The sequence below is a fragment of the Nereida ignava genome, assembly GCF_047114695.1.
GTDB lineage: Bacteria > Pseudomonadota > Alphaproteobacteria > Rhodobacterales > Rhodobacteraceae > Nereida > Nereida ignava.
Genome location: NZ_CP112885.1, coordinates 147,950 through 172,985, shown reverse-complemented (window position 1 = coordinate 172,985; position 25,036 = coordinate 147,950). Strand labels below are relative to the sequence as shown.

Genomic DNA, 25,036 nt, shown 5'->3' with positions numbered 1-25,036 from the left:
GCTTTTCTGCGACGTCTTATCAGAAACGTTTGGCGAGCAGCCGCAGGGCTGCTAACCATTTCAACGCAGTACCAAATTGCCCAGTAGCCACAGTAAGGACATCTCATGCGCCAGCCCGAGGTATTCAGCGAGACCCGCGTCGACGTGATGCACGCAATGATGACCGAGCACCCTTTTGCGGCGATCGTGTCGCACGCCACAGGCAGCCTCAGCGCCGATCACGTTCCGCTTGTGGTGCACAGCAGTGTCGATCCGTTAGGTGCGCTGCACGGGCATATCGCTGTGTCGAACCCGCTTTTTCGTGAAACGTCCGGCCCTATTGAAGTGCTTTGCCTGTTCCAAGGGCCGCAAACCTATGTGACGCCTGCGTGGTATGCCTCAAAAAAAGAGCACGGCAAAGTTGTGCCCACGTGGAATTACGTGGTCGTACACGCCCGCGGGACCCTGACGTTCAAGCGTGATCCCGACTGGTTGATGCGCCATCTGCATGAGTTGACCGACGCCCATGAGCAAAACCGCCCCCAACCGTGGGCTGTGACCGATGCACCTGATGATTATGTGGCGCGGATGCTGCGCGGTTTGGTGGGCTTTGAGATTATCATCGATGATCTGCAAGGTACGTGGAAAATGAGCCAGAACAAAACACCCGCAGACCGCAGCAGCGTTGAGCGCGGCTTGGCGGAAGCCGGTGCGACTCACCTTGCAGATTTGGTTCAAAACCGCGGTGCCTGAGGCGTTCTGCACAAAAGAAAACGGGCGCCCCACGCATGAGACGCCCGTCTAAAATTTCAGAGCGAATGCGTGATTAGTTGACGCTTACCCACCGCAGGATAAAGAAGTTGTCGGGGCGTTGTGTCAGCTCGATATTGCTGCGCGCACCCCAAACAAGCGGTTGCACATAAAGCGGCACATAGGCTTGCTCATCCTTTAGAATAGTCGCCACTTCATCCAGCATCGCTTGGCGTTTTGCATCGTCGATTTCCGATTGGATCATTGGCAACAGCGCATCAACGCGGGCGTTTGAATAGTCCCCAAAGTTCCAGCTACCCAGCTTTTTCTCTGCATTAGGTGTGCTGGCAAGGAAACGGATCGGGTGCTCTGCGTCAAAAGTGCCGGGCGACCAGCCCAGAAGATACATGTCAAAGTTATCTTCGCGCAGCTCTGGCCAATAATTGCGCACGGGCATTGCCTCAAGTTGCGCATCAAGACCGATTTGCGCCAGCATACCAACGACCGCCTGACAGACCGCCTCATCGTTCAGATAACGGTCATTGGGGCATTTCAGGCCAAATGAGAACCCGTCCGCATAGCCCGCCTCAGCAAGCAACGCCTTGGCATCACCCACCGCAGCGCCGTTTGTCGCACCAAGGTTTTCGGTGTAGCCGCGCATTGCGGGGCTAACCAACTGGTTGGCGGGCTCTGCGTTGCCGCGCATGATGGTTTGCAAAATCGCCGGTACATTGATGGCCGATGCAACTGCTTTGCGAACGCGTACGTCTTTGAACGGGTTCGGCTGACCTGCGTCTGTGCCGTATTTCAGCGTATCCGCCGCGTGGGGCACGCCCAGCATGATAACGCGGGCCTCAATACCTTGAATCACTTTCACATTGGCATCACCGGAAAGACGGCTGGCGTCTTGGATCGGCACGGGGTTGATCATATCCACGTCACCGGACAGCAACGCGGCCACGGCCGTTGCGCTGTTTTGAATGGGCGTAAATACCGCCTCAGTCACGTTGTGCTCTGCCTCGCCCCACCAGCCGTCAAATGGCGTAAGGACAGTGCGAAGGCCCGGCTGACGCTCGGTCAACATAAAGGCGGCGGTGCCGTTGGCGTTAAGCGTGGCGTGGTTTTCGCCTTCTTTCGTGGGTGCGACCACATCATTTGCCTCGGCCCATCCGCTGTCCATGATCATCCAGTTGGCGATGCTGTCGGGGAAAATCGGATTGGGCGCTTTGGTCATAATGTCGACAGTGAAGTCATCCACGACTTTGACGTCAGAGACAGGCGAGAACCAGCTTGAGGTATCCGCAGACGGGCCTGAGGCGCGCTGATAGCTGAAAAGCACATCCTCAGCGGTGAAATCCTCGCCACCGTGGAACTTTACGCCCTGACGCAAGTTAAACCGCCAGCCCTCGCCGTTGCCGATCGGCTCCCATGATGTGGCAAGTGCAGGCTCGATCGCCATATCTTTGCCGCGGCGCACGAGGCCCTCGTAGACGTTGTTCAAAAAGCCCAGAACCGGCGCAGAGTTTACCGCGTGAGGGTCCATGGTTTGGGGATCAGTGTTGCCCGCCCACCGAAACGTTTCGGCCTGCGCGCCAAACGCGGTGCTAAGTGCCAACACCCCCGCAAGCGTTGTCTTGGTCGCAAAATTGTTCATTCGATATGGTCCTTTACCAAGGGTAGAAATACGTGAGCCGCACCAAACCGGTGATGCGCCCGTAAGCACTAGCCTACCCCAGATCAGGCGTTTGACCAGACATTGCCAGATACTAATTCCCGCGCTAACATTCGCACATTGTAAGTAAGGCCGACCAAAACAGGCCTTAACTTTGGTAACCCCGACCCGCTTTGCGCTGCCAAGACCATAAAGACAGCCTATTCCGCGAGGTACTGCGCTAAAATGCGTGCGAAAATACTTGCGCCACTGCAATTTCTGACTATACGTCGCGGTTCTGAAACATACATCGTCTGGACAGTCGCTCGGGAATCCCCTATCGCGCCGCTCAGAGCAGATTGAATATTTACCTAGGGCGCCCTGCGGGCCGTCCGCAGACACCTGAGGTTGAGACATGGCTGTCCCCCAGAATAAGATTTCGAAATCACGTCGCAACAACCGCCGCGCACATGACGCGTTGGTTGCTGGCAACCCGAACGAGTGCACAAACTGTGGCGAGCTGAAGCGTCCACACCACGTTTGCGCTTCGTGCGGCCACTACGACGACAAAGAAGTTGTGGCATTGGTTGAAGAAATCGAGTTGGATGACGAAGACGCGGCGTAAGCTGCTTTTCAGTAAACCAAACCGATTAACCAAAGGCGCGTGTGAGGCGGTATGACCGACCAACCCCAGATCAAACAGATCGAGGATACCACACGCAGTCACACGGTTGTCTCAGTTGACGCCATGGGTGGCGATAATGGACCCGCGACTGTTGTTGCGGGTCTTGCACGTTGTGCCAAGAAAGATCCGTCTTTGCGGTTTATCTTGCACGGCCAAGCCAGCGTTCTGACCCCCCTTCTTGATCGCCGCCGTCTTAGCGATGTGGTTGAGCTGCGCGATTGTGCGGGCGTGGTCGAAATGGTGGACAAACCCTCACAAGTTTTGCGTAGCGGTAAAGACACCTCCATGTGGTCGTGCATTGAAGCGGTGCGCACCGGCGACGCGGATGTTGCAGTTTCATGCGGCAATACCGGCGCGCTGATGGCGATTTCCATGATCCGTTTGCGCAAAGTCGATGGGGTGAACCGCCCCGCGATTGCGTGCCTGTGGCCCTCACGGAACCCCTCCGGCTTTAACGTGATGCTGGACGTAGGTGCTGATATTCGCGCCGACGAACATGATCTTTTGCAATACGCCATGATGGGCGCGTCCTATGCCCGTAACGGTCTGGACCTTGAAACCCCGCGTGTGGGGCTTTTGAACGTCGGCACCGAAGAACATAAGGGCCGCGCCGAACTTAAAGTAGCCCATGAATTGCTGCGCCGCGCTGCGAAAAAGTCAAAACTTGATTACGTGGGTTTTGTGGAGGGCGGCGATATTCCGTCTGACAAAGTGGACGTGATTGTGACCGATGGTTTTACGGGCAATGTTGCGCTGAAAACCGGTGAAGGGACCGCCAGCCTGATCCGCGACTTTTTGGGCAAGGCCTTCCGGCACACGCCTCTTTCGCGCCTTGCAGCCCTTTTGGCCCTGCCCTCGCTGCGCCGATTGGCGCGCCGAATTGACCCGCGCCGCGTGAACGGTGGTGTGTTTTTGGGGCTTAACGGCACAGTTGTGAAATCCCACGGCTCGTCCGACGTCCTTGGCATGGCCAGCGCAATCCACCTTGCGTCGCGCTTGTCACAATCGGATTTCAACCGCAAACTTGCTAAACGCATCGCCACTGCAAATGAGCTTGCGGCTGATTTGGATAAAGAAGAAAGCTGACGCATGACCCAAGACACTGTCCGTGCTGTTGTTCGAGGGGTTGGTCATTACCTGCCGACCCGCGTTGTTCCAAACTCTGAGTTCGAGAAAACGCTAGACACCACAGACGAGTGGATCAAAGCACGCTCCGGGATTGAGCGCCGCCATTTTGCCGCTGAGGGTGAGACGACCTCGCAAATGGCTGCTGCTGCTGCACAAAACGCCCTTAAAATGGCAGGCCTTGAAGCAAGTGACATTGACGCGCTGATCGTCGCTACATCTACGCCAGACCTAACTTTCCCGTCTGCCGCCACCATGGTTCAGGCCGAGCTGGGCATGAAAAGCGGCTTTGCGTTTGACATCCAAGCGGTCTGTGCGGGTTTTGTCTTTGCGCTGGCCAATGCCAACGCGCTGGTGATTTCTGGGCAAGCGGAACGTGTCTTGGTGATCGGCGCGGAAACATTCAGCCGCATCATGGATTGGACTGACCGTGGCACCTGTGTGCTGTTCGGCGACGGCGCAGGTGCGCTGATCATCGAGCGCAGCACAGGGGATGGCACCAAAGCCGACCGCGGTATTCTGGCCACGGACCTGAACAGCGACGGCAGCTACCGCGACATCCTTTACGTAGACGGTGGCGTTAACGCGCCCGACGCTGGCAAACTGCGCATGGAAGGCAAGGAAGTCTTCCGCCACGCCGTTGAAAAACTGGCCGCCACGGCACACACCGCTATGGCGAAATGCGATGTGACCGCAGATGACGTCGCGTGGGTCGTGCCCCACCAAGCCAATTTACGCATCATCAAAGCCACCGCCACCAAGATGGGCCTGCCTATGGAGCGTGTTGTGGTAACGGTGCCTGACCACGGCAACACATCTGCCGCATCTATCCCGCTGGCGCTGTCTGTGGGCGTTGAGCGTGGTCAGATCAAAGCGGGTGATTTGCTGGTCACAGAGGCTATTGGCGGCGGCTTGGCGTGGGGTTCAGTTGTGTTGCGCTGGTAAAGCGCCTCAACTGCCTGTTCTAAGCTGTTGTTATTGACTCACAAATTACCATGGGTCAAAGTCTCTCTCATAAGTCTGGGGGACGTATAAATGGTTGATAAAACACTTACGCGCATGGATCTATCTGAGGCTGTGTTCCGCGAGGTTGGTCTTTCACGTAACGAAAGCGCAGGCCTTGTCGAAACCGTACTCGATGAAATGTCCGACGCATTAGTGCGCGGCGAGCAAGTGAAAATCAGCTCGTTTGGTACATTTTCCGTCCGCGAAAAAGCCGCCCGTGAAGGCCGTAATCCCAAAACAGGCGAGGTTGCCGCTATTCCGCCCCGCCGTGTTTTGACGTTCCGCCCCTCGCATCTAATGAAAGAGCGTGTCGCAGACGGCAACAAATCCTAAGGGGTCGGCCCGATGGCCAAAACCAAAGACGCATTTCGCACAATCTCGGAAGTGGCTGAGTGGCTCGACGTGGCCCCTCACGTGCTGCGCTATTGGGAAAGCAAATTTGCGGCCGTGAAGCCCGTAAAGCGCGCAGGCGGCCGCAGGTACTATCGCCCCGCTGATATGCGTGTGCTGGGCGGTGTACGTAAATTGCTGCATGATGACGGGATGACCATCAAGGGCGTTCAAAAGATGATGTCCGAGAGCGGCGCCAATGCCATTTCCGAACACTCCCGCCCGCTCCCGTTTGAGCAAGACGAGGCGATTACCGCCCCCCAAGCAAGCACACCTACCCCCCCGCACGCACCAGAACCCACACCCGCTGAGGCACCCCAAGAAATAGAGCCCGCGGCAGAAAAGCCGAATGACTTCCGCGTGGAAGACACCCCTGCTGGGCTACACGCGTCGTTCTTCCCCGATGAGCCAACCGATGAACCAGCCGGGCCTAATGATGCTGCGGACGCTCCGCTGCAGGCCGAGCCGAAACCAGCCGCCCCAACCGAGGCGCCCGCTGCAATTGATGTGCCTGTTATCGACGAAACCCCTACCCCCGAGGCTGACATCGTCAGCTTTCCTGCGGCAGCCCCGCTTGATGCGCAAACACCAAACGAGCCTGCAAAAGCACAAATCACGCCAGTGCACACACCTGCGGATCCAACGGACACCGAGCTTGCGCAAGGGCCAACCATTGGCGGGCTCATTGCCCAAACATCGCCCAACGCTTTGCGTGAGAAAGCCCAATCCATACGCCCCCTTCATGACCGTCTCGCTGCCCTTGCCGCGAAAATGGATGCGGCCAAGTAGGCTCATGACCAGTCGCATGCCCCTGACGAACCCGCACACGTGCTTTGCCAATATTCGTGCAAATGACGCTTGTGTCCGCCCCATTCTTGACGCTATAGACCCTGTGAGCGGGCTATGGCGCAGCCTGGTAGCGCGTCCGTCTGGGGGACGGAAGGTCGCAGGTTCGAGTCCTGCTAGCCCGACCAAAACAACCCACATTAAAACGCCTGTGCGATCCGTCGCGCGGGCGTTTTGTGTATAAGGATCAATACTATGGGCGTTTTAGCCAGCCAAAACATCGAACAGCTGATCAAAGACAAAGCGCTTATCGGATCGCCCGAGATTCTGCCCGCCCAACTGCAACCAGCCAGCCTTGATTTGCGTCTTGGTACTGTTGCCTACCGTGTTCGCGCCTCGTTTTTGGCCGGTGAAGGCAACACAGTCGCTGATCGGCTGGCCGAGTTTGAGATGCACCGCATTGATCTGACCGACGGTGCTGTTCTTGAAAAAGGCGCAGTATATGTGGTTCCCTTGATGGAGGCGCTTGATCTGCCCGCGGGCATCACCGCTGTGGCCAACGCCAAATCATCCACCGGCCGCCTTGATCTTCTGACACGCACAATCACCGATGGCGGTGTTGAGTTTGACCGTATTGCGGCGGGCTACTCAGGGCCGCTTTATGCGGAAATCTGTCCTCGTTCTTTCAGCGTATTGGTGCGTCCGGGACAGAGGCTTAACCAAATCCGCTTCCGCGATGCAATGCCCTCGGTCCTGTCGGATATTGAACTGAAACAGCTACACGCAGAAGATCCCATTGTGGACGGCCCTGCCCATATCGACAACGGCCTGGGCTTTTCGGTTGATCTGAAACCCACGGCCACAGGTCTGGTGGGCTACCGTGCAAAACCCCATACGGGTGTCATCGATCTTGATAAGATCGCCCACTATCCGCCCGCTGATTATTGGGAGCCGATCTACACCACGGACGAACGGATTATCCTTGATCCCGGTGCGTTCTACATTCTGGTAAGCCGTGAGGCCGTCACCATTCCGCCTGATTGCGCTGCCGAAATGGCACCCTATCTGGCCATGGTGGGCGAATTCCGCGTACACTACGCAGGCTTTTTCGATCCCGGCTTTGGCCATGCAAACGCAGGTGGGCAAGGCTCGCGCGGCGTTCTTGAAGTGCGCTGCCATGAGGCACCGTTTGTGCTGGAACACGGCCAAGTCGTGGGGCGTTTGGTCTATGAACGCATGGCGGATGTCCCAGATCAGCTTTACGGCACTGGGATCGCCAGCAACTATCAGGGCCAAGGGCTCAAGCTGTCAAAGCATTTCAAAACGCCGTGAACTTGGCGCGGCACAGCGCTTCTTTTGTTCAAAAATATCCAAGTCCCGCAGGGTAAACCCGCAAACAGGCCCTAGTATTTCTCGCGGTCTTTGGATGTGGGCGGCGGTGCAGAACGGCCTACCCCGCGCGGTGCACTTTTACCTTTGCTCAGCGCGTTCATACCCGCACTTATCCCTTTGCCGATCACGCGCCGCATCACCATGCGCATTACCATGTTCACAATCTGGTTCATGCCATCACTCCAAACTCGTTACGTACAGTCGATATAGGTGCATTACGGCGAAATTTCGACCCTAATGACATGGACCTATTCCTCAAACAGTTCCGTTTGCTCTTCGTCGTCTTGGCTTTCGTCTTCGGCCTCACCGGGCCCCGGCATATCCGTGGGCGGTGGGCGATTGTCCAACAATCCAGCCGAGCGAAGCTCTTTCAGGCCTGGCAAATCACGTGCGGTTTCCAAACCGAAGTGGTCCAGAAACTCCTGCGTGACCACAAATGTGACAGGTCTGCCTGGCGTCATACGGCGGCGGCCAAAGCGAATCCAATCCATCTCAAGTAATTGATCCACCGTGCCGCGGCTTACGGCGACACCGCGAATTTCTTCAATCTCTGCGCGCGTAATTGGTTGATGATATGCAATGATCGCAAGGGTTTCGATGGCCGCGCGCGACAATTTGCGGTGCTCAATGGTTTCGCGCTGCATTAAGAACCCAAGGTCCGGCGCCGTGCGCAGCGCCCATGCCTCGCCCACGCGCACAAGGTTCACGCCCCGCCCGTCGTAGCGTTTGCCCAAATGCACCAGTGCCGTTTGCGGCTCACATCCCATCGGCAGGCGCGAGGCGATATCTTTCAGGCTCAACGGCTCGGCAGTCGCAAATAAGATCGCCTCAACCATCCGTTCCTGTTCTGCCATTGGCGGGGCATCAAACAGGCTTTCATCCTGCGTCTTAGTTGGCGCATCGACCTGATCTTTTTCAGGCTGCTCGGCGGCGTTCACATCATCCGTCATGGTCACGTTTCCTGATCTGAATGGCAGAGAAAATCTCGCCCTGTCGTATCTCAATCTTACCCGCTTTGGCCAACTCAAGGGTTGCTGCAAAATTGGCGGCCGTGGCAGAGCGGCGCTTTTTGGGGTCCATTTCCCACCCTTCGGGCAGGTAACTTGTCAAATCCGTCCACTCGCCCGCATAACCAATCAGCCCGCGCATCCGCTCAAGAGCTTGCTCAAGGGTCATGGTGGCTTCACGGTCCATCACAAAGGGGCGGAATTCATCTTTGGTGCGGGTCCGCGCGTAGCCCTGCATCAGGTCCATCAATGTGGCGGAATAAATCACTTTGCGCACGCGGGTGACATCTTCGGGAATGCCACGCACAAAGAAATCACGGCCCTTTTGATCGCGCGCCATCAGTTTTGCCGCAGCGTCCCGCATAGCGGCCAAACGTTCAAGCTGGAACGCCAAATGCGCGGCAAGCTCCTCGCCCGAAGGGCCCTCTTGCGCGGGATCAGGTGGCAGCAACAAGCGTGATTTCAAAAACGCCAACCACGCCGCCATCACAAGATAATCCGCCGCCAGTTCAAGACGCAGTTCCTTGGCTTTGTCGATAAACGCCAGATATTGGCGGGCCAGTTCCAGCACCGAAATTTTACGCAGGTCAACTTTTTGGGTGCGCGACAAGGTCAGCAACAAATCAAGCGGGCCTTCAAAGCCGTCCACATCAACAATAAGCGCCTCAGCCGCAACGCGGTCGGCCACGCGCTCGGCGTCAAACTCAAAATCGTTTTGGGCGGGGTTTTCGGCAGACACGCAAGAGGCCTTTTTGGTCGGGCACTGCCCTCAGGCAGCTTAGGACGTTAACAGTGCGTTAAATTCGGCCTCAAGGGCCGCGATGTCAACCTCATCAGGGGTGCGGCGGCTTTCAACGGCATTTGTGGCGCGAAGTGCTGCTTTGTCTGTCATCAAACCGCTTGCCGCGGCTACGTCTGTCATCTCGGCCAGATCACCGTTGCAATGCAAAACCACATCACAGCCCGCATCAAGCGAGGCCCGCGCGCGCGCGGCCACCGTGCCACTAAGCGCCTGCATGCTGATATCATCGGTCATGAGCAGCCCGCCAAACCCGATTTCATCGCGAATGATCTTTTGCATCACAGGACTGGTCGTGGCTGGTGCCTCGTCAAACGCCTCAAAGACGATATGTGCGGTCATCGCCATGGGCAAATCCCCCACGGCAGCAAAAGCGGCGAAATCTTCGCGCCGCAGCACCTGTGCCGTTTCAGTTACACGCGGCAGCGCCTTGTGGCTGTCAACAGTTGCGCGGCCGTGACCCGGCATATGCTTGGCCACAGGAACAACCCCACCGTCAGACAGCCCCGCAGTTGCCGCTTGGGCCAAGACGACCACAGTTTGCAAGTCTTCCCCGTAGCAACGATTGCGCAAAAACGGATGGGTCTGGGCCGTTGCGATATCGACCATGGGCGCGCAATTGCTATCAAGGCCCGAGGCGCGCAATTCAGCAGCAATGATGCGGTAGCGCAGATACATCGCGCGGGCCGTGTCTTTGCCATTTTCAGCAACTTGCGCAGATTGATCCAACGGGGGCAGCCACTGTCGCCAATGGGGCGCCGTTAACCGCTGAACGCGGCCCCCTTCTTGATCCACAGTGATGATCGCGTCGCGTCCAACCGCCTCGCGCAGCTGCGCGGTTAGGCGTTGCACCTGCTGCGGCGTTTCAACATTGCGCGCAAATAGGATAAAACCCCATGGGTCCGCCTCACGGAAAAACCGCGCCTCAGCCTGAGTAAGCTCAGTGCCTGAGCAGCCAAGTATAAACGCGCCATGCGATACTAAGCCCTGTGACATCAAACAGCCCCCGCACCGTGAAACGGCACAGGATTAACAGCCTTGCTATCAGCGCTTAACAATCGACAAACACCGCGCGTTTTCAGCTTCAAGGGCGGAACAGAAACGTTGTGCATCTGCCAATTGATCAAACCCCAACGCCCGCAAGCGGTAGAAGGTTTTTCCGTTCTTTTCGGCCCGCTCAATGACGCGTTTTTTCGTGGCCAGATAGCCGTCAAAAGTTTTCGCCAAGCGGTTCCATTCGCCCCGCGCCACTTCTGCGCTGTCGAATGCGCCAAGTTGGACCAAAGGCGTTCCCAACGGCACAGACGCAGGGTCAACCTCAACATTTGTTGATGTGATATTCGCTGGGGCCGAGGCCTGAATGACGTTGCCACGTATTACACGGGCTTTTGGGCGCAACGAGGTGCCAATGCCGCCCTTTACGACGGCCACTTTGGGCGCCGGTGCCACGGGCGTCAGGCTGGGTGTATTTGCAGCGATTGAGGCAACCAGCTCATCCAGAGCGGCTTTGGTTGCTGGCGTATTTCGGGCCACCGCACTGACTTGCTGAACATTGCTGAGGGAATAACTGCTGTCCGCCTCATTATTCGCAGTCACACCGTTTGTTTCAGGCGCTGCCGTTACGGGCGCTTTTGCAGCACCCGCGTTGGACGTAGGCACAAGAACGCCCGCAACATCATCAGCCGTAATTTCAACAGGCGCAGGCGCAAGCATCAACTGATCAGGGGCCGCAGGGGCCGATCCCAATGCAGCGATCTCATTCACGGCCAACCCTTGGTGTGCCGCAGGGGTACCGCCGGGTTTTTCAGGCTGGATGCGCATCGGACCTTCGAGGGCTTTGACGACGGGGACGCCACTGACATCGCGAGAAATCAGATTATAGCTCCACACCGCAACGCCAATCACCAAGGCGATCGAAGTAAGCGCACCTGCCGCGTTTACGATCAAATGGGGCTTTGAGGAGGCGCTTGCCGCGCCAGAACCGGCCTCACCGTAGCCAGTTTCACCATAATAGTGCTGCTGCCCCGCATAAGCATCACGCCCACGCAAAGCCGATCCAGCACCCACGGAATGGGATTGTTCAAACATGTTGCCTCACTGCCCGCCGCCCTTGTTTTATGGGTCATTCGGGTCTCTAAACTTGCCTCAAACCCCCTCACCCAAATGGGCAATTAGCGGACGGTGCAGCTTGTTAGATCAGCGCATCTCGGTCGCAGGAGTTACGCCTAGAATACCTAAACCGTGAGAAATAACAACACAAACAGCCCTAATCAGCGCAATTTTCGCCTGTGACACTGCAGCATCGTCTTGGATGAAGCGCAATGAGTGGTCATCATTGCCACGGTTGTAGAGGCTGTGCATCTCGCTGGCCAAGTCATACAGATAGAACGCGACGCGGTGCGGCTCGTGGGTGCGCGCGGCCACTTCGACCAAACGGGGCCACTCTGCAAGCTTTTGGGCCATGGCGATTTCTGCCGCGTGATCCAACAGGCTCAGATCAGCGCTAGCAAGGGTGGCGTCATCCACCGCGATGCCCGCCTCGGCGGCTTTGCGCATCACCTGATGCACCCGCGCGCTGGCGTATTGGACATACCAAACGGGGTTGTCTTTGGATTGCTCGGTCACTTTGTCGATGTCAAAATCAAGCGGCGCATCGTTTTTGCGCGTCAGCATCACAAAGCGCGTCACGTCCGGGCCGACCATTTCAACAACATCCGCAAGGGTCACGAAAGTCCCTGCCCGTTTGGACATTTTGAACGGCTCACCGTTTTTCATCAGCTTCACCAATTGGCACAGCTTGATATCAAGAGCGACTTGCGTGTCAGACAACGCCGAAACCGCCGCTTTCATCCGTTTGACATACCCGCCGTGATCCGCGCCAAGCACGTCGATCAGGCCATCAAAGCCGCGGGTAATCTTGTCGTAGTGATAGGCGATGTCAGGGGCAAAATAAGTCCACGCCCCATCAGATTTTTGCACCGGACGGTCCACATCATCACCGTAGTCGGTGGATTTAAACAAGGTCTGCTCACGCGGCTCCCAATCTTCTGGCAGCTTGCCTTTGGGCGGCTCCAGAGTGCCTGTGTAGATCAACCCTTTGCTGCGCAGGTCCTCAATCGCGTCTTCAATGCGGCCCGTGCCATAAAGCGACTTTTCGCTAAAAAAGACATCCATGGAGACACCCAAAGCGGCCAGATCATCGCGGATCATCGCCATCATCGCATCCGTTGCAAAAAGGCGCAGCTCAGCCAGCCACACCTCTTCGGGCTGATCCACATAGGCGTCACCCACTTTGTCTTTGAGCGCCATGCCCACTTCAATCAGATAATCACCGGGGTACGTGCCGTCCTCAAAGGCGACCTGCTGTCCATGCGCCTCAAGGTAGCGCAGGTAGACCGAGCGCGCCAAAACATCGACCTGCCCGCCCCCATCATTGATGTAGTATTCGCGGGTCACGTCATAGCCCGCGTATGCCAGAAGTGAGGCAAGCGCGTCACCAAAAACCGCCCCGCGGGTGTGGCCCACGTGAAGCGGGCCCGTTGGGTTTGCGCTGACGTATTCCACGTTGATCTTTTTGCCGCCGCCAAGATTGCTTTGACCAAACTGCGCATCAACAAGGGCGGATTTCACCACGCCCTGCCAAAGAGATTTGGACAAACGCAGGTTCAAAAACCCGGGACCCGCCACATCGGCGGCCTCAATCCGTGGATCGTTCAGCAATGCTGCCGCAAGTGCATCAGCAATATCACGCGGCTTCATCTTGGACGGTTTGGCCAGCACCATCGCGGCATTCGTGGCCATATCACCGTGGCTTGCGTCACGGGGCGGCTCAACAGTGACATTGTCAAAACTCAGACCCTCGGCCAGAACACCTGCCTGCACCATCCCCTCAAGTGACGTCACAACAAGGGCGCGAATATCAGCAAACAAATTCATAGGGCAGTTCCTTCGGGTATCTTCCGGTGTCTTCACTCGGGCGCGTCCACCAATGGCGAGCGGCGCAAATTAGGCGGCATGGCGCGTTAGCATTCCCTTACCACGCTGCACGCTAGGGTCAACAAATCGCGCGCCACGCCGCGCATGCAGCTTTGTTAAAGTTCCAAATGCGCCTCGGCTTGGGCCAAGGCAAAACGGTCTGTCATGCCAGCGATATAATCGGCCACCAATCTGGCGCGCTCCACATCTTGGGTCGCGGCGGCCACGTCCTCGGCCCACTCTTTGGGCAACAACTCGGGGCGGGCCATATAGAGCGGGAATAGCCCCTCAACCACGCGCGTCACACGTTTGCGCATCTCAACCACTTCAGGCGCGCGGTACATCTGTTTGAACAAAAACGCGCGGATAACTTTCAAATCCGCCCACAAACTGGCTGAAAACTGCACCACAGGGGCGCCGTTGGTGCGTACTTGATCAGCGGATGTTATCCCCTCCAACAACCCGCGTGAGGTTTTGATCACATCAGCGACCATCACGCCAAAAACGCGGCGCAGTGCCTCGTGACGGCGCCGTTTAGGCGCAAGACCCGGATAGGCCGCATCCACCTGAGCGTAAGCATCGCCCACAATCGGCAACGCACAAATATCGTCATCGGTGAAAAGTCCCGCGCGCAGACCATCGTGCAGATCGTGATTGTTGTAGGCAATATCATCCGACAGGGCCGCAACCTGCGCTTCGGCGCTGGCATGGGTGTGCAACTCAAGATCGTGACGCGCGGTGTACTCCGACAGCGCAAATGGCCACGGCTGCGGCACGGGGCCGTTATGCTTTGCAATCCCTTCAAGACACTCCCACGTCAGGTTTAGCCCATCGAATTCAGCATAGTGCCGCTCAAGCGAGGTCACGATTTTTAGCGCCTGCGCATTGTGATCAAACCCACCATAAGGTTGCATCAATGCGTCCAGCGCGTCTTCTCCTGTGTGCCCAAACGGTGTGTGCCCCAGATCATGGGCCAGCGCGATCGCCTCGGTCAGATCAAGATCAAGGCCCAGTGCCCCCGCCATCGTGCGCGCCACCTGTGCCACCTCGATCGTATGGGTCAGCCGCGTGCGATACGCATCGCCTTCGTGCTCTACAAAAACCTGGGTTTTGTGTTTGAGGCGGCGGAATGCGCTGGCGTGAATGATGCGGTCGCGGTCGCGCTGAAAAGGAGAGCGGAAGTCGTATTCCTGTTCAAAGACCAACCTGCCGCGACTATCGTCGGGGGTGGACGCGTAAAGTGCCGTCATGTGTCTGCCGTCTCTTGTGATGCCTGCCTGCGGTCTTATATGGTGAGGTGTCTGATGTCACAACAGGTGCCTTTGCCATGCTCACACTGCCCCCAACCGTCACGTCCCGCGCGTTTGAACGCCTTGCCGAAATTGGCGCTGCCGCAAACGGTAAAGTGCTGCGCATCGCAGTAGAGGGCGGCGGATGCTCTGGGTTTCAATACGAAATCGACCTCGACACCCCCAAAGACGATGATCTGGTTCTCAGCGGCGCGGGCGAAAGCGTGGTGCTTGATCCGGTGTCTTTGCCGTTTTTGGCCGATGCAGTGATTGATTTCGAAGAGGAATTGATTGGCGCGCGGTTCGTCATCAACAACCCCAACGCGACCAGCTCATGCGGCTGCGGCACCAGCTTTTCAATGTAGCGATCAATCCGCGCGATAAGGCCCGTCAGAGGCGCAAAAAGCGCTTTCCGCCCGCCGTGGCCCGTGGCACAAGTGCCTCATGAAAATCGCAAGCTTCAACATCAACGGGATCAAAGCCCGCCTGCCCGCCCTTCTTGATTGGCTATCTGAGGCACAGCCCGATGTGGCCGTGTTGCAAGAGATCAAATCCGTGGATGAGGCATTCCCCCGCGAGCCGATCGAAGACCTTGGCTACATCGTGGAAACCCACGGTCAAAAGTCATTCAATGGCGTGGCGATCTTGTCAAAACTACCGCTTGAGGACATCCAGCGCGGCCTACCGGGCGACGAGACCGACGAACAGGCAAGGTGGATTGAAGCGACTGTTGTTGGCAAGCAAGCGATCCGTATCTGCGGGCTATACCTGCCCAATGGCAATCCGGTGCCTGGGCCTAAATACGACTATAAACTTGCGTGGATGGACCGCCAGATTGCCCATGCAAAGAATATGTTACTCCAAGATATGCCGTTTTTGATGGCCGGTGATTACAACATCATCCCACAACCCGAAGACTGCGCTAACCCTGCGGCGTGGGCGGATGATGCACTTTACCGTCTTGAAAGCCGTACCAAATTTCGCGAACTGTGTGCCCTTGGCCTGACAGAAGCGTTTCGTGCGCGCAACGCGGCCCCCGAACAATACACGTTTTGGGATTACCAAGCGGGCGCTTACAACCGCAATGATGGCATCCGGATTGACCACTTTTTGCTGTCGCCCCAAGCCGCTGACCTGCTGACAGATTGTCAGGTAGACGCCCATGTACGCGGCCGCGAGAAGCCCTCGGACCACGTGCCGATATGGGTCGAGCTGGACATCTAGGCAGTACTTTTACAGAGCGACTAAAATGCCGCTGTCACATCATAGCCATAGAGCCAATTGAACTTTCGGACGGCCGCAGATGGCGCAATGGCGGAACCACCTCGCAAAACTGCATGAGCTACAACCTGTAGCGCCTTGTTTTCTATGTGATAGTTTCGCGCATTAGCATTTGCCGCCTCAATTGCGCGCACAACACGCGCGCGGCGGGTGTCTTGGAACAATTGCAAACCGCCCGGCACCCCTGCGCCAGATTGATCCACCGATAGAGATTGTGCCAACGCCGCTGGCAAACACCACGCGTCTTCCAGCGCAAGGTTCGCGCCTTGGGCCAAAAACGGCAAGGTTGGATGGGCCGCGTCCCCAACCAGAACCGCAGATGCACCATTGACAGAACCATGCCATTTCTGCGCAACAGGCCGCCGAAATAACCCCCAGATATGCACCTTCTCAACTTGCGACAGCCATTCTGGCACGGGGCCGTCGAAGTCTGCAAACGCCGCACGAAGCGCCTCTGGGTCATCGGGGGTGCTCCAACTATCTGCGGCCCACGTGCTGCGCTCTTGCACAGCCACGATATTGCGCCGCCCGCCTTTCAGCGGGTAACTCACCAAATGCCTGCCAGCGCCCATGAAAACCTGCGCCTCGGCGGGCTCGTCGGGATGTGCACCAATAATCGCGCGCCAAGCCACTTGCCCCGTGAAAAACGGCGCGGCATCACCACCAAGAGCCGCCCTCAGACCCGAGCGCGCGCCGTCGGCCGCAACTGTGAGTGCCCGCTCTGTATGACGCGCACTGCCCGCCTCAATTCGTGCATTCAGATTAAGATCAATCCCTAAGCCAGCCAAATCATGTGATAAAGCCGCGATCAGGTCCGCGCGATGGGCCATCAAAAACGTACCATCGGCGCTGGTCAAATCCATGCGCAGCACTTGTTTGCCGCGCTGGTTGCGCAAAACAACCCCGCGCCCCTCAAGAGAAGTGTCGCGAAGTGCCGCGCCAAGCCCAAGCGCATCAATCACGCGCATCCCGTTCGGGCTTAGCTGCAATCCCGCACCCACTTCGCGGATCTCGGGTGCTTGCTCAAACACGCGTACTTTTGCCCCGCGCATCGCCGCGGCGCGCGCTGTGGCAAGCCCTGCTACGCCGCCGCCGACAACATCGATTTGCATGTGGTGAAGTTCACTTTTCATCACCCCGTCATAGCCCGCGCGTCGTGCAGGTGCAAAGCGGCAAAAGAAAAAGGCACCACCGAACTACCGGTGATGCCTTTTCATTATCAATTACCGATCATGCGGCGCTTTGCCTTAATCGTCGCGGTGTACTTTTTCGCGGCGCTCGTGACGCTCCTGCGCCTCAAGGCTCATGGTTGCGATCGGGCGCGCATCAAGGCGCTTAAGGCTGATCGGCTCACCAGTAACAGAGCAGTACCCGAACTCATCCTCATCGATACGGCGCAGAGCGGCGTCAATTTTTGAGACCAGTTTGCGCTGACGGTCACGTGTCCGCAGCTCAAGCGCGCGGTCTGTTTCCTCGGACGCACGGTCGGCTACGTCGGGAATATTGCGCGTGCCATCTTGCAAACCTTCGATGGTGTCGCGTGTGTCAGATTGCAGATCGTGCTTCCACGCAAGCAACTTGCGGCGGAAATACTCAAGCTGGCGGTCATTCATGAAAGGCTCGTCCTCGGCGGGGCGATAGTCGTCTGGCAGAAAGGTCTCTGCTTTCATAGTAAAGCTTCCCTCAGTAATCATGCCGCGCCCCTGATACATGTAAAGGCCAGCGGTTCACGTGCCCATCTAGCGCAAACGCCCCCGCCTGCCAAGGTCGAATTCGGCCAAAAACTGCATCACAGCCCTTGATAACAAGTTAACATCTGAATGTTTGCGCAACCTTTTTGTTGCCTGAATGAACTAAACTGATAAGTTATCCACAACGACGCGAAAATCGCGCGATACATGAGGCAGATATGAAATTTACAGGCACCGATGGCTATGTGGCCACGGACGACCTGACTGTTGCGGTAAATGCGGCGGTCACATTGCAGCGTCCCCTTTTGGTTAAAGGCGAACCAGGTACCGGTAAAACGGAGCTGGCCCTTCAAGTTGCGCGCGCGCTGAAAACACCGATCATCGAGTGGAACATCAAATCCACCACCCGTGCCCAACAAGGGCTTTACGAATATGATGCGGTTAGCCGCCTGCGCGATAGCCAGTTGGGTGATCCGAAAGTAAACGACGTCAGCAATTATATCCGCAAAGGCAAGCTTTGGGAGGCCTTTGACGCCTCCGAACGGGTGGTGCTGTTGATTGACGAGATCGACAAAGCAGACATCGAATTCCCCAATGATCTGCTGCAAGAACTCGATAAAATGGCGTTCCATGTCTATGAGACCGGCCAAACCGTTCAGGCCACGCACCGGCCCATCGTCATCATCACATCAAACAACGAAAAAGAGCTGCCAGACGCGTTTTTGCGACGCTGTTTTTTCCACTACATCAGCTTTCCAGACCCCGAGACGCTGAAACAGATCATTGAGGTGCACCATCCTACGATCAAAGGTGATTTGCTGAACGCGGCCCTTACGCAGTTCTATGAAATCCGCGAAACGGACGGGCTGAAGAAAAAGCCATCAACCTCGGAAGTGCTGGATTGGCTGAAACTGCTCTTGGCCGAAGATCTGACGGCACAGGACCTGAAACGCGACGGCGCCAATGCGCTACCAAAACTTCACGGCGCGCTTTTGAAAAACGAACAAGACGTGCATTTGTTCGAACGGCTCGCGTTTATGGCGCGCAGCCAAACAGGGCGGCGGTAAGCATCGTGCGCGGCGCGGCCCCTCATTTAACACGGCGCAGAGCGTCACACGCGGGCCCGCCCAAAAAAGCCAACAGCTTTGTCCAAATGCCGCGCCATGATCGCGCGCGCACCCCAGAATTGCCGCAATCCAAGACCATTTCGCCCATCGTAGTTGTTATGTTGCGGGGCGTTACCTGAATGCGGTCAATTGTGTTTGCGGGCTTGTTTGCCCTTAGTTCTTGTGCCCCGACCAATACAAATTCAGTCACCAGCCGCGCGGCCGTCGATGTGCCTGCGGTTAAGGTCTTTGCCACGCCGCGCCCGCGCCGCCCCGTTCGGTCAAACCGCGAGATTGCGCGTGATTTCATGGACCTGACGTTCCGGCTTGAAAGTGGCCGCACTGTACCGGTGTTCACGCGGTTTGAGGGCCCGATTGAGGTACGCCTGTCCGGCGACGACCTGCCCGCCACCATCACCCGTGATCTTGAGACATTGCTGCGCCGTCTGCGCAATGAGGCTGGCATCCCGATCAGCCGCACTGACACAGACAACGCACAGATCAACATCGAAATCATCCCTGCCCGCCAACTGAAAAGCCTTGTGCCCAACGCTGCGTGTTTTGTGGTGCCGGGCGTTGCAACGTGGGACGCCTATAAAAAGGCGCGCCGCAGTGACGCGCTTGATTGGACGCAACTACAGACCCGTTCGCGCATTGCGGTCTTTTTGCCATCAGGCACCAGCCCCCAAGAAATGCGCGATTGTTTGCATGAAGAAGTGGCCCAAGGTCTTGGCCCGCTAAATGACCTTTACCGCCTTTCAGACAGCACTTTTAACGATGACAACTTTCATACGGTTTTGACCGGTTTTGACATGCTGATCCTGCGTGCGACCTATGCGCCCGAGTTGCGCAGCGGCATGAGCCCCGCCCAAGTGCGCTCAAGACTGCCCGCTATTCTGGCCCGCCTCAACCCGCGCGGGCAAGGCATTGGCAACCGCCAACGCACATCAACGCCGCGCACGTGGAGCGACGCTGTCACCACGGCGCTGTCGCGGCGCAGCAGCGTGCCTGCGCGTATCAAGTCCATCAATGAGGCCATGCGCATTGCCCAAGCAGAAGGTTGGACCGATGCCCGCAGTGCCTTGGGCCATTTCATCAAAGGCAGGCTGCATATGGGCAGTGACAATGCCCGTGCATTCAGCCACTTCCGCCAAGCGGATGCGATCTATGCCACCCTTCCTGATGCGGCACTACAACGCGCCCATGTTGGCGTCCACATGGCCGCGTTTTCGCTCACTCAAGGGGACGGCGAAGCCGCCGTGGCGTGGGTTGATCGTCACTTAAACGCCGCACAAACCTCTGAAAACGCGGCACTTTTGGCGACACTCATGATGTTGAAGGCTGAAGGTCTTAGCCAGCAAGGCCGCGCATCGGCAGCACAGCTTGTCAGGGTGGACAGTTTGGGGTGGGCGCGCTACGGGTTTGGCACAGAGAAAGAAGTGAGCGCGCGCCTCAAAGAGATCGCCTCGCTCTCTCCACAGATTTGGCGCAGCGGAGGATAATTCCCGATGATCTCATTCCCCCTTCTTATGCTTTTGGCATTCATCGTTGGCGGCATATTTGGCGCGATCATTGCTAAACTGCGCGGCGGTGCGCGCAAAGACATGGTGCACTACTTTTTCGTGTGGGGCGTCATTGCATTTATCATCATGACTGTGGGCGGAACGCTCGCCGCGCGCTGATGTTTCTGCCGTTTTTCGAAAACCTAAGACGCCACGGGGTCCCTGCGACCCTGCGCGAGTTTTTGGCGTTTCTAGACGGTATGGCAGCGGGTCTTGCCACATATGACGCAGACGGGTTTTACTATCTGGCGCGGCTTACCTTGGTCAAAGACGAGCGGCATCTGGACAAGTTCGACCGTGCCTTTGCAGCCAGCTTTTCCGGCCTTGACGAGATAAGTGCCCAAGACGTGCTGAACGCAGTTGATATCCCTGACGAATGGCTGCGCAAAATGGCCGAAAAGCACCTTAGCCCTGAAGAGCGCGCAGAGATTGAGGCGCTTGGCGGTTTTGAGGCGTTGATGGACACACTGAAAAAGCGCCTTGAGGAACAAAAAGGCCGCCACCAAGGGGGCAGCAAGTGGATCGGCACTGCGGGCACCTCGCCTTTTGGTGCGCATGGCTATAACCCCGAAGGTGTGCGCATCGGGCAAAACGAAAGCCGCCACCAACGTGCGGTCAAAGTTTGGGACAAGCGCACGTTTCGCAACCTCGACGACAGTGTCGAATTGGGCACCCGTAATATCAAAGTTGCCCTCAAACGGCTAAGGCGGTGGGCGCGTGATGGCGCAAGCGAAGAGTTTGATCTGGACGGAACTGTTAACGCCACGGCCAACGCCGGCTACCTTGATGTCAAAACCCGCCCCGAGCGGCGCAATGCCGTAAAAGTATTGCTGTTCTTTGATGTTGGCGGATCAATGGACGCCCATATCAAAGTGGTCGAAGAGCTGTTCAGTGCTGCAAAATCGGAATTCAAACAGCTTGAACATTTTTACTTCCACAACTGTCTTTACGAAAGCATGTGGCGCGACAACGCACGCCGGTGGGACGATAAAATTCCAACGGCGGAAATATTGCGCACATATGGACCCGACTACAAATGCATCTTCGTCGGCGATGCCAGCATGTCCCCCTATGAAATCGCCTATATCGGCGGCGCGAATGAATATTGGAACGATGAGGCCGGTCACACATGGCTCAACCGTGCGCGCGCGCAGTGGGCCGATCACCTCTGGATCAACCCTGTGCCCGAGGCCTACTGGGATTATACCCAATCCATCGGAATGATCCGCGAGATATTCGAAAATCAAATGGTGCCAATGACCCCCGAGGGGCTGACGCGCGGTATGAAGCTGCTTGGCTAAGCTGTCACAGGCTTTTTTCGTCACAATCAACGCGCCTTAACGCCATTTCCCACACAAAACTGTGATGTGCAGCCCTGCACGGATCACAAGGCCGTGGCGCAGGGTGACAGGGCGCATTTTGCAGCCCATATGCTGATGCAGGTTCACACGGAAGACTACCCCGCCTGTCACCTGACAGGGTCGGAGGTGGCCCAACAAATGTAAAAGGAGGACCTCACGATGACACGTTCACAGACCCTTCTTAATGGTCACTCATTCAAAAACGCAGCCCTTGCACTGGTGCTTGGATTGGGCGCGTCCCTTGGCGCGGCAACCGCCGCCAGCGCAGATCAGCTTGCGCGTTCAGCAGGCGTTGAGCCAGGCGTCTACCCAAAGGCTGTTTTGATGCAAATCGTGCAAGCCAAAGCCGATAACAACACAGCGCAGCTGACGCATATCTTGCGCAAAGCAAACGCCAAGAAAGCCGATCCTGCCCAAGCATTTGTGCTGACAGTCTCGGCCCGCGAAGCAAAAGTAGGCGAGCACCTGTTTGATCAACGGCGGTTCTAACGTCCCCCCAGACGGCGCGTGCGGTTAAGGCTGCTGCGCCGTCGCAAAAAGTATCGCCGTTACCGCGCCCTTGTTGAAAGGCCAGCCTTGGGTTCGCCATCTTCAGCGAGGGCGCTTTTTATTGCCATACAGAAGTTTGCACCAAACACTGGCAAGCCCGCCCACACTGCCCCATATAAAGAGCATGTTGAAATTTGCCCCCATCCTTTTGGCGCTTGCCTATGGCTATGTCATGGTGCGCTTTTCTGCGTGGCGCACGGCCCGCGAGCTTGACCGCAACAGCACCGAGCTTGCTGATCCGATTTTGACAACCCACACAGCGGCAATGGCCAAGGCGCTCGATATCCCGCGCATCCGCGTGCACATCTACGAGATCGAGCCCGTCAATGGGTTGGCCGCATCTGACGGGCGTATTTTCATCACACGTGGGTTTTATCAGAAATTTCAGGCCGGCGAGGTCACAGGCGCGGAAATGGCATCAGTCATCGCCCATGAATTGGGGCACGTCGCCTTGGGTCACTCGCGCCGCCGAATGATTGATTTTTCGGGCCAAAATGCGCTGCGCACAGCATTGGCCATGGTTTTAGGGCGCTTTATTCCAGGTGTCGGCCCGTGGATTGCGGGGATGCTGACATCGCTGATCGCAGCACGGCTTTCACGTACCGATGAATATGAGGCGGACGCATATGCCTCAGCGTTGTTGCACAAATCCGGCATCGGGGTTGAACCGCAAAAGACGCTTTTCACCAAGCTTGAAAAACTAACGGGCGCACGCGGCGGCAGCCCTGCGTGGTTGCTTAGCCACCCTAAAACCGAAGAACGGATCAAAGCGATTGAGGCAAATGTCGCCAAATGGGATGCGGTGCAAAAGTAACGCCCAATAAGACAGCAGACCCTTTAGGACTGAAGCGCTTTGCCCAACCGCGGCAGACGCGCTTTTTTCAACAGCCCCCGCGTGGTCCATGTACTGCCTGACAGCTTGTCTGCTTGGGCACGCACCCCTTCAACGACGTCAGCCATGACCTCAGGGTTGGCATGCCACAGCCCCAACAAGAATTGATCGGGGTCCGCGCGCGAAACGCCTTCTTCTGCCAGAATATTGCGCGGGAAATCTTTTGCATTGTTGGTAATGATCACATCAGACGAGCCTGCGATGGCCGCAGCCAACACATGAATATCGTTCTGGTCAGGCAGCCAAAGCCGCGCCAAATCACCGTCTTTGGGCCGTATCTGGGCGCGTGTGAAATGCGCATTCAGCATCACCGCCTCAGACCGCGCAGCGACCTCGTCACTTGACCCATGGCGCGCCGCAGCGCGGGCCCATTCTTCCAACAGCCGTTCGGACCACTGCGGCTCAAACAGCCCCGCGCGGGCGGCACCAATGACCACCTCGCGCATCACGGTTGGATAAAGAACGCAGGCGTCGATTAGCGCTTTCACGGCAGCAACCGATAAAACAGCGCCTTCAGGTATCCGCTTTCCGAAAGCTGTGGCATCAACGGATGATCTGGTCCTGCAAACCCTGTGTGAATGTGCTGGGCGCGGCGCCCTGCCCGCCCGATGCCTCGCGCCGATGAGCGCGCAAATTTATGCACATCCGCTGCGTGCGAGCATGAGCACAGCACAAGATATCCGCCCTCGGCCACAAGTGGTGCCGCCAGTTTTGCCACCCGCTCATAGGCGCGCAACCCACGATCGAGCGATTTTTTCGACGGCGCAAACGCGGGCGGATCACAGACCACCACGTCGAACTGCGCGCCTTCTTCATTTAGCGCCTCAAGAACGGCAAATGCATCCCCTTTGCGCGTGCTGAGCTTGTCGCCCATGCCCATGGCATCCGCACCGCCTTGGGCCAGATCAAGCGCGGGCTGTGCACCGTCAACGCACGTGGCGCTTTGCGCACCCGCCGCCAGCGCCGCAAGCCCAAAACCGCCAACATGGGAAAACACGTCCAACACCCGTGCGTCTTTCGACAGCCGCGCCGTTACCGCGTGGTTTGGTCTTTGGTCAAAGAACAGACCGGTTTTTTGACCGCCCATAACGTCCGCCAGATAAATGGCGCCGTTCATCGGGACTTCCAATGGCGCGTCCGGCGCTGTGCCTGCAAGAACCTCGGACACGTCATCAAGCCCTTCCAGCCCGCGCGCACGGCCCGAGGCGTTTTTGATCACACAGCTCACGCCCGTCACCGATTGTAGCGCGGCTGATAGCTGCGCAATCCGCGCATCGGCCCAAGCGGCGTTGGGTTGCACCACCGCTACATCGCCAAACCGGTCAATGATAACACCGGGCAGCCCATCGGCCTCTGCGTGGATCAGCCTGTAAAACGGCGCATCGAACATCCGCTTGCGGTGCTCGAACGCCGTCTGCAGGCGCGCCTCAAACCACGCCTGATCAATCGTGGCAGTCACATCGCGGTCAAGCACGCGCGCGATGATCTGGCTGTCGGGCGTGACCCCCACAAGGCCCAATGGCTTGCGGTCTGCGTCTTCCAAAATGGCCAAGCTACCCGCGCCTAAGGCTTTGGTGCGCCGATCCGTCACCAAATCCTCTGCGTAGACCCACGGCGCGCCAAACCTGATGGCACGGGCGTCGGATTTTGGTTTCAGTCGAACTACGGGAAGATCGCTGGGTGAAGCGGGCACATCTGTGGTGGTTTGTGTCATGATGCCTCCCTTAAAGCACACAATTGAATTGGCCAAGCATCATAGCA

General features: G+C 57.3%; 27 protein-coding genes and 1 tRNA gene. 16 read left to right on the top strand and 12 right to left on the bottom strand.

The window, feature by feature from the left end:
* The first annotated feature begins 105 nt into the window (after positions 1-105).
* Positions 106-732 carry an FMN-binding negative transcriptional regulator gene (locus OLX08_RS00815; RefSeq protein WP_391481868.1) on the top strand — a complete coding sequence of 209 codons (627 nt, stop codon included), beginning with the start codon at positions 106-108 and terminating at the stop codon, positions 730-732.
* A 73-nt stretch (positions 733-805) separates the two neighbouring features.
* Here the strand turns inward: OLX08_RS00815 and OLX08_RS00810 are convergent, their stop codons facing one another.
* Positions 806-2,383 (bottom strand): ABC transporter substrate-binding protein, encoded by a 1,578-nt coding sequence (locus tag OLX08_RS00810; RefSeq protein WP_391481866.1) that lies wholly within the window; start codon positions 2,381-2,383, stop codon positions 806-808.
* Between the two features lie 412 nt (positions 2,384-2,795).
* Between OLX08_RS00810 and rpmF the strand changes: the two genes are divergently transcribed.
* The 7 genes from rpmF (at position 2,796) to OLX08_RS00775 (ending at position 7,703) form a co-directional block, all read left to right on the top strand.
* A complete protein-coding gene (rpmF, locus tag OLX08_RS00805; RefSeq protein ID WP_048597384.1) occupies positions 2,796-3,005 on the top strand; it encodes a 50S ribosomal protein L32 in 210 nt (69 codons plus the stop codon).
* 51 nt (positions 3,006-3,056) lie between these two features.
* Positions 3,057-4,151 (top strand): phosphate acyltransferase PlsX, encoded by a 1,095-nt coding sequence (gene plsX / locus OLX08_RS00800; RefSeq protein WP_391481865.1) that lies wholly within the window; start codon positions 3,057-3,059, stop codon positions 4,149-4,151.
* A gap of 3 nt (positions 4,152-4,154) precedes the next feature.
* Positions 4,155-5,135 carry a beta-ketoacyl-ACP synthase III gene (locus tag OLX08_RS00795; protein WP_048597382.1) on the top strand — a complete coding sequence of 327 codons (981 nt, stop codon included), beginning with the start codon at positions 4,155-4,157 and terminating at the stop codon, positions 5,133-5,135.
* Positions 5,136-5,225: 90 nt separating this feature from the next.
* Complete coding sequence (gene ihfA / locus OLX08_RS00790; protein WP_391481863.1) at positions 5,226-5,528, top strand: integration host factor subunit alpha; 303 nt, start codon at positions 5,226-5,228, stop codon at positions 5,526-5,528.
* Positions 5,529-5,540: 12 nt separating this feature from the next.
* On the top strand, positions 5,541-6,374 hold the full coding sequence (locus tag OLX08_RS00785; RefSeq protein WP_391481862.1) for a MerR family transcriptional regulator: 834 nt from the start codon (positions 5,541-5,543) through the stop codon (positions 6,372-6,374).
* Between the two features lie 108 nt (positions 6,375-6,482).
* Positions 6,483-6,559 (top strand) — tRNA-Pro (locus OLX08_RS00780).
* A 67-nt stretch (positions 6,560-6,626) separates the two neighbouring features.
* A complete protein-coding gene (locus tag OLX08_RS00775; protein WP_048597380.1) occupies positions 6,627-7,703 on the top strand; it encodes a 2'-deoxycytidine 5'-triphosphate deaminase in 1,077 nt (358 codons plus the stop codon).
* A 71-nt stretch (positions 7,704-7,774) separates the two neighbouring features.
* Here OLX08_RS00775 and OLX08_RS00770 read toward each other — a convergent pair whose 3' ends face one another.
* The 7 genes from OLX08_RS00770 to OLX08_RS00740 all read right to left on the bottom strand — a co-directional run bounded on the left by OLX08_RS00770 (position 7,775) and on the right by OLX08_RS00740 (position 14,794).
* Complete coding sequence (locus OLX08_RS00770) at positions 7,775-7,936, bottom strand: hypothetical protein (RefSeq protein ID WP_391481861.1); 162 nt, start codon at positions 7,934-7,936, stop codon at positions 7,775-7,777.
* Between the two features lie 75 nt (positions 7,937-8,011).
* Positions 8,012-8,713, bottom strand: a complete 702-nt coding sequence (gene scpB, locus OLX08_RS00765; RefSeq protein ID WP_391481859.1) for an SMC-Scp complex subunit ScpB — start codon at positions 8,711-8,713, stop codon at positions 8,012-8,014.
* Positions 8,703-9,509, bottom strand: a complete 807-nt coding sequence (locus OLX08_RS00760) for a segregation and condensation protein A (RefSeq protein ID WP_048597378.1) — start codon at positions 9,507-9,509, stop codon at positions 8,703-8,705. The genes scpB and OLX08_RS00760 overlap by 11 nt, the downstream gene beginning before the upstream one ends.
* Positions 9,510-9,548: 39 nt before the next feature.
* Complete coding sequence (nagZ, locus tag OLX08_RS00755) at positions 9,549-10,565, bottom strand: beta-N-acetylhexosaminidase (protein ID WP_391481857.1); 1,017 nt, start codon at positions 10,563-10,565, stop codon at positions 9,549-9,551.
* Positions 10,566-10,613: 48 nt separating this feature from the next.
* Positions 10,614-11,657 carry an SPOR domain-containing protein gene (locus OLX08_RS00750; RefSeq protein ID WP_391481855.1) on the bottom strand — a complete coding sequence of 348 codons (1,044 nt, stop codon included), beginning with the start codon at positions 11,655-11,657 and terminating at the stop codon, positions 10,614-10,616.
* 108 nt (positions 11,658-11,765) lie between these two features.
* Positions 11,766-13,505, bottom strand: a complete 1,740-nt coding sequence (gene argS / locus OLX08_RS00745; protein ID WP_391481854.1) for an arginine--tRNA ligase — start codon at positions 13,503-13,505, stop codon at positions 11,766-11,768.
* A 155-nt stretch (positions 13,506-13,660) separates the two neighbouring features.
* Positions 13,661-14,794, bottom strand: coding sequence for a deoxyguanosinetriphosphate triphosphohydrolase (locus tag OLX08_RS00740; protein WP_391481852.1), 1,134 nt, complete (start codon positions 14,792-14,794; stop codon positions 13,661-13,663).
* Between the two features lie 77 nt (positions 14,795-14,871).
* Here OLX08_RS00740 and OLX08_RS00735 point away from each other — a divergent pair, with 77 nt between their 5' ends.
* Together OLX08_RS00735 and xth are read left to right on the top strand one after the other, a co-directional pair.
* The gene (locus OLX08_RS00735) at positions 14,872-15,198 is read left to right on the top strand and encodes a HesB/IscA family protein (RefSeq protein ID WP_391481851.1); all 327 of its coding nucleotides are present in this window, start codon (positions 14,872-14,874) and stop codon (positions 15,196-15,198) included.
* A gap of 79 nt (positions 15,199-15,277) precedes the next feature.
* Complete coding sequence (xth, locus tag OLX08_RS00730) at positions 15,278-16,057, top strand: exodeoxyribonuclease III (protein WP_391481850.1); 780 nt, start codon at positions 15,278-15,280, stop codon at positions 16,055-16,057.
* A gap of 20 nt (positions 16,058-16,077) precedes the next feature.
* Here the strand turns inward: xth and OLX08_RS00725 are convergent, their stop codons facing one another.
* Positions 16,078-17,247 (bottom strand): FAD-dependent monooxygenase, encoded by a 1,170-nt coding sequence (locus OLX08_RS00725; RefSeq protein ID WP_391481848.1) that lies wholly within the window; start codon positions 17,245-17,247, stop codon positions 16,078-16,080.
* 114 nt (positions 17,248-17,361) lie between these two features.
* On the bottom strand, positions 17,362-17,784 hold the full coding sequence (dksA, locus tag OLX08_RS00720) for an RNA polymerase-binding protein DksA (RefSeq protein ID WP_048597372.1): 423 nt from the start codon (positions 17,782-17,784) through the stop codon (positions 17,362-17,364).
* 239 nt (positions 17,785-18,023) lie between these two features.
* On the opposite strand from dksA, the gene OLX08_RS00715 reads away from it, so the two are divergent.
* The 6 genes from OLX08_RS00715 to OLX08_RS00690 all read left to right on the top strand — a co-directional run bounded on the left by OLX08_RS00715 (position 18,024) and on the right by OLX08_RS00690 (position 23,197).
* Positions 18,024-18,872 carry an AAA family ATPase gene (locus OLX08_RS00715; protein WP_391481846.1) on the top strand — a complete coding sequence of 283 codons (849 nt, stop codon included), beginning with the start codon at positions 18,024-18,026 and terminating at the stop codon, positions 18,870-18,872.
* A 179-nt stretch (positions 18,873-19,051) separates the two neighbouring features.
* Positions 19,052-20,413 carry a DUF2927 domain-containing protein gene (locus OLX08_RS00710; protein ID WP_391481845.1) on the top strand — a complete coding sequence of 454 codons (1,362 nt, stop codon included), beginning with the start codon at positions 19,052-19,054 and terminating at the stop codon, positions 20,411-20,413.
* A 6-nt stretch (positions 20,414-20,419) separates the two neighbouring features.
* Positions 20,420-20,593 carry a hypothetical protein gene (locus OLX08_RS00705; RefSeq protein WP_158441636.1) on the top strand — a complete coding sequence of 58 codons (174 nt, stop codon included), beginning with the start codon at positions 20,420-20,422 and terminating at the stop codon, positions 20,591-20,593.
* Positions 20,593-21,774, top strand: a complete 1,182-nt coding sequence (locus OLX08_RS00700; RefSeq protein ID WP_391481843.1) for a vWA domain-containing protein — start codon at positions 20,593-20,595, stop codon at positions 21,772-21,774. Before OLX08_RS00705 ends, OLX08_RS00700 begins: the two co-directional genes overlap by 1 nt.
* Positions 21,775-21,993: 219 nt before the next feature.
* Positions 21,994-22,323 carry a hypothetical protein gene (locus tag OLX08_RS00695; protein ID WP_391481841.1) on the top strand — a complete coding sequence of 110 codons (330 nt, stop codon included), beginning with the start codon at positions 21,994-21,996 and terminating at the stop codon, positions 22,321-22,323.
* A gap of 184 nt (positions 22,324-22,507) precedes the next feature.
* The gene (locus OLX08_RS00690; protein ID WP_391481839.1) at positions 22,508-23,197 is read left to right on the top strand and encodes a M48 family metallopeptidase; all 690 of its coding nucleotides are present in this window, start codon (positions 22,508-22,510) and stop codon (positions 23,195-23,197) included.
* 23 nt (positions 23,198-23,220) lie between these two features.
* Here the strand turns inward: OLX08_RS00690 and OLX08_RS00685 are convergent, their stop codons facing one another.
* Together OLX08_RS00685 and OLX08_RS00680 are read right to left on the bottom strand one after the other, a co-directional pair.
* Positions 23,221-23,763 (bottom strand): RSP_2648 family PIN domain-containing protein, encoded by a 543-nt coding sequence (locus tag OLX08_RS00685; RefSeq protein ID WP_391481837.1) that lies wholly within the window; start codon positions 23,761-23,763, stop codon positions 23,221-23,223.
* Positions 23,760-24,989, bottom strand: coding sequence for an RSP_2647 family RNA methyltransferase (locus OLX08_RS00680; protein WP_391481835.1), 1,230 nt, complete (start codon positions 24,987-24,989; stop codon positions 23,760-23,762). The genes OLX08_RS00685 and OLX08_RS00680 overlap by 4 nt, the downstream gene beginning before the upstream one ends.
* Between the last annotated feature and the right edge of the window lie 47 nt (positions 24,990-25,036).

Excerpts from the sequence above, each read along its gene's own strand:
- OLX08_RS00715 (WP_391481846.1), top strand. The coding sequence starts at position 18,024 with ATGAAATTTACAGGCACCGATGGCTATGTGGCCACGGACGACCTGACT.
- OLX08_RS00690 (WP_391481839.1), top strand. The coding sequence starts at position 22,508 with ATGTTGAAATTTGCCCCCATCCTTTTGGCGCTTGCCTATGGCTATGTC.
- OLX08_RS00700 (WP_391481843.1), top strand. The coding sequence starts at position 20,593 with ATGTTTCTGCCGTTTTTCGAAAACCTAAGACGCCACGGGGTCCCTGCG.
- OLX08_RS00775 (WP_048597380.1), top strand. The coding sequence starts at position 6,627 with ATGGGCGTTTTAGCCAGCCAAAACATCGAACAGCTGATCAAAGACAAA.
- OLX08_RS00750 (WP_391481855.1), bottom strand. The coding sequence starts at position 11,657 with ATGTTTGAACAATCCCATTCCGTGGGTGCTGGATCGGCTTTGCGTGGG.
- plsX (WP_391481865.1), top strand. The coding sequence starts at position 3,057 with ATGACCGACCAACCCCAGATCAAACAGATCGAGGATACCACACGCAGT.
- OLX08_RS00695 (WP_391481841.1), top strand. The coding sequence starts at position 21,994 with ATGACACGTTCACAGACCCTTCTTAATGGTCACTCATTCAAAAACGCA.
- OLX08_RS00740 (WP_391481852.1), bottom strand. The coding sequence starts at position 14,794 with ATGACGGCACTTTACGCGTCCACCCCCGACGATAGTCGCGGCAGGTTG.
- nagZ (WP_391481857.1), bottom strand. The coding sequence starts at position 10,565 with ATGTCACAGGGCTTAGTATCGCATGGCGCGTTTATACTTGGCTGCTCA.
- dksA (WP_048597372.1), bottom strand. The coding sequence starts at position 17,784 with ATGAAAGCAGAGACCTTTCTGCCAGACGACTATCGCCCCGCCGAGGAC.
- argS (WP_391481854.1), bottom strand. The coding sequence starts at position 13,505 with ATGAATTTGTTTGCTGATATTCGCGCCCTTGTTGTGACGTCACTTGAG.
- OLX08_RS00705 (WP_158441636.1), top strand. The coding sequence starts at position 20,420 with ATGATCTCATTCCCCCTTCTTATGCTTTTGGCATTCATCGTTGGCGGC.
- OLX08_RS00810 (WP_391481866.1), bottom strand. The coding sequence starts at position 2,383 with ATGAACAATTTTGCGACCAAGACAACGCTTGCGGGGGTGTTGGCACTT.
- OLX08_RS00725 (WP_391481848.1), bottom strand. The coding sequence starts at position 17,247 with ATGAAAAGTGAACTTCACCACATGCAAATCGATGTTGTCGGCGGCGGC.
- xth (WP_391481850.1), top strand. The coding sequence starts at position 15,278 with ATGAAAATCGCAAGCTTCAACATCAACGGGATCAAAGCCCGCCTGCCC.
- rpmF (WP_048597384.1), top strand. The coding sequence starts at position 2,796 with ATGGCTGTCCCCCAGAATAAGATTTCGAAATCACGTCGCAACAACCGC.
- OLX08_RS00680 (WP_391481835.1), bottom strand. The coding sequence starts at position 24,989 with ATGACACAAACCACCACAGATGTGCCCGCTTCACCCAGCGATCTTCCC.
- OLX08_RS00735 (WP_391481851.1), top strand. The coding sequence starts at position 14,872 with ATGCTCACACTGCCCCCAACCGTCACGTCCCGCGCGTTTGAACGCCTT.
- ihfA (WP_391481863.1), top strand. The coding sequence starts at position 5,226 with ATGGTTGATAAAACACTTACGCGCATGGATCTATCTGAGGCTGTGTTC.
- OLX08_RS00785 (WP_391481862.1), top strand. The coding sequence starts at position 5,541 with ATGGCCAAAACCAAAGACGCATTTCGCACAATCTCGGAAGTGGCTGAG.
- scpB (WP_391481859.1), bottom strand. The coding sequence starts at position 8,713 with ATGACGGATGATGTGAACGCCGCCGAGCAGCCTGAAAAAGATCAGGTC.
- OLX08_RS00795 (WP_048597382.1), top strand. The coding sequence starts at position 4,155 with ATGACCCAAGACACTGTCCGTGCTGTTGTTCGAGGGGTTGGTCATTAC.
- OLX08_RS00710 (WP_391481845.1), top strand. The coding sequence starts at position 19,052 with ATGCGGTCAATTGTGTTTGCGGGCTTGTTTGCCCTTAGTTCTTGTGCC.
- OLX08_RS00770 (WP_391481861.1), bottom strand. The coding sequence starts at position 7,936 with ATGAACCAGATTGTGAACATGGTAATGCGCATGGTGATGCGGCGCGTG.
- OLX08_RS00815 (WP_391481868.1), top strand. The coding sequence starts at position 106 with ATGCGCCAGCCCGAGGTATTCAGCGAGACCCGCGTCGACGTGATGCAC.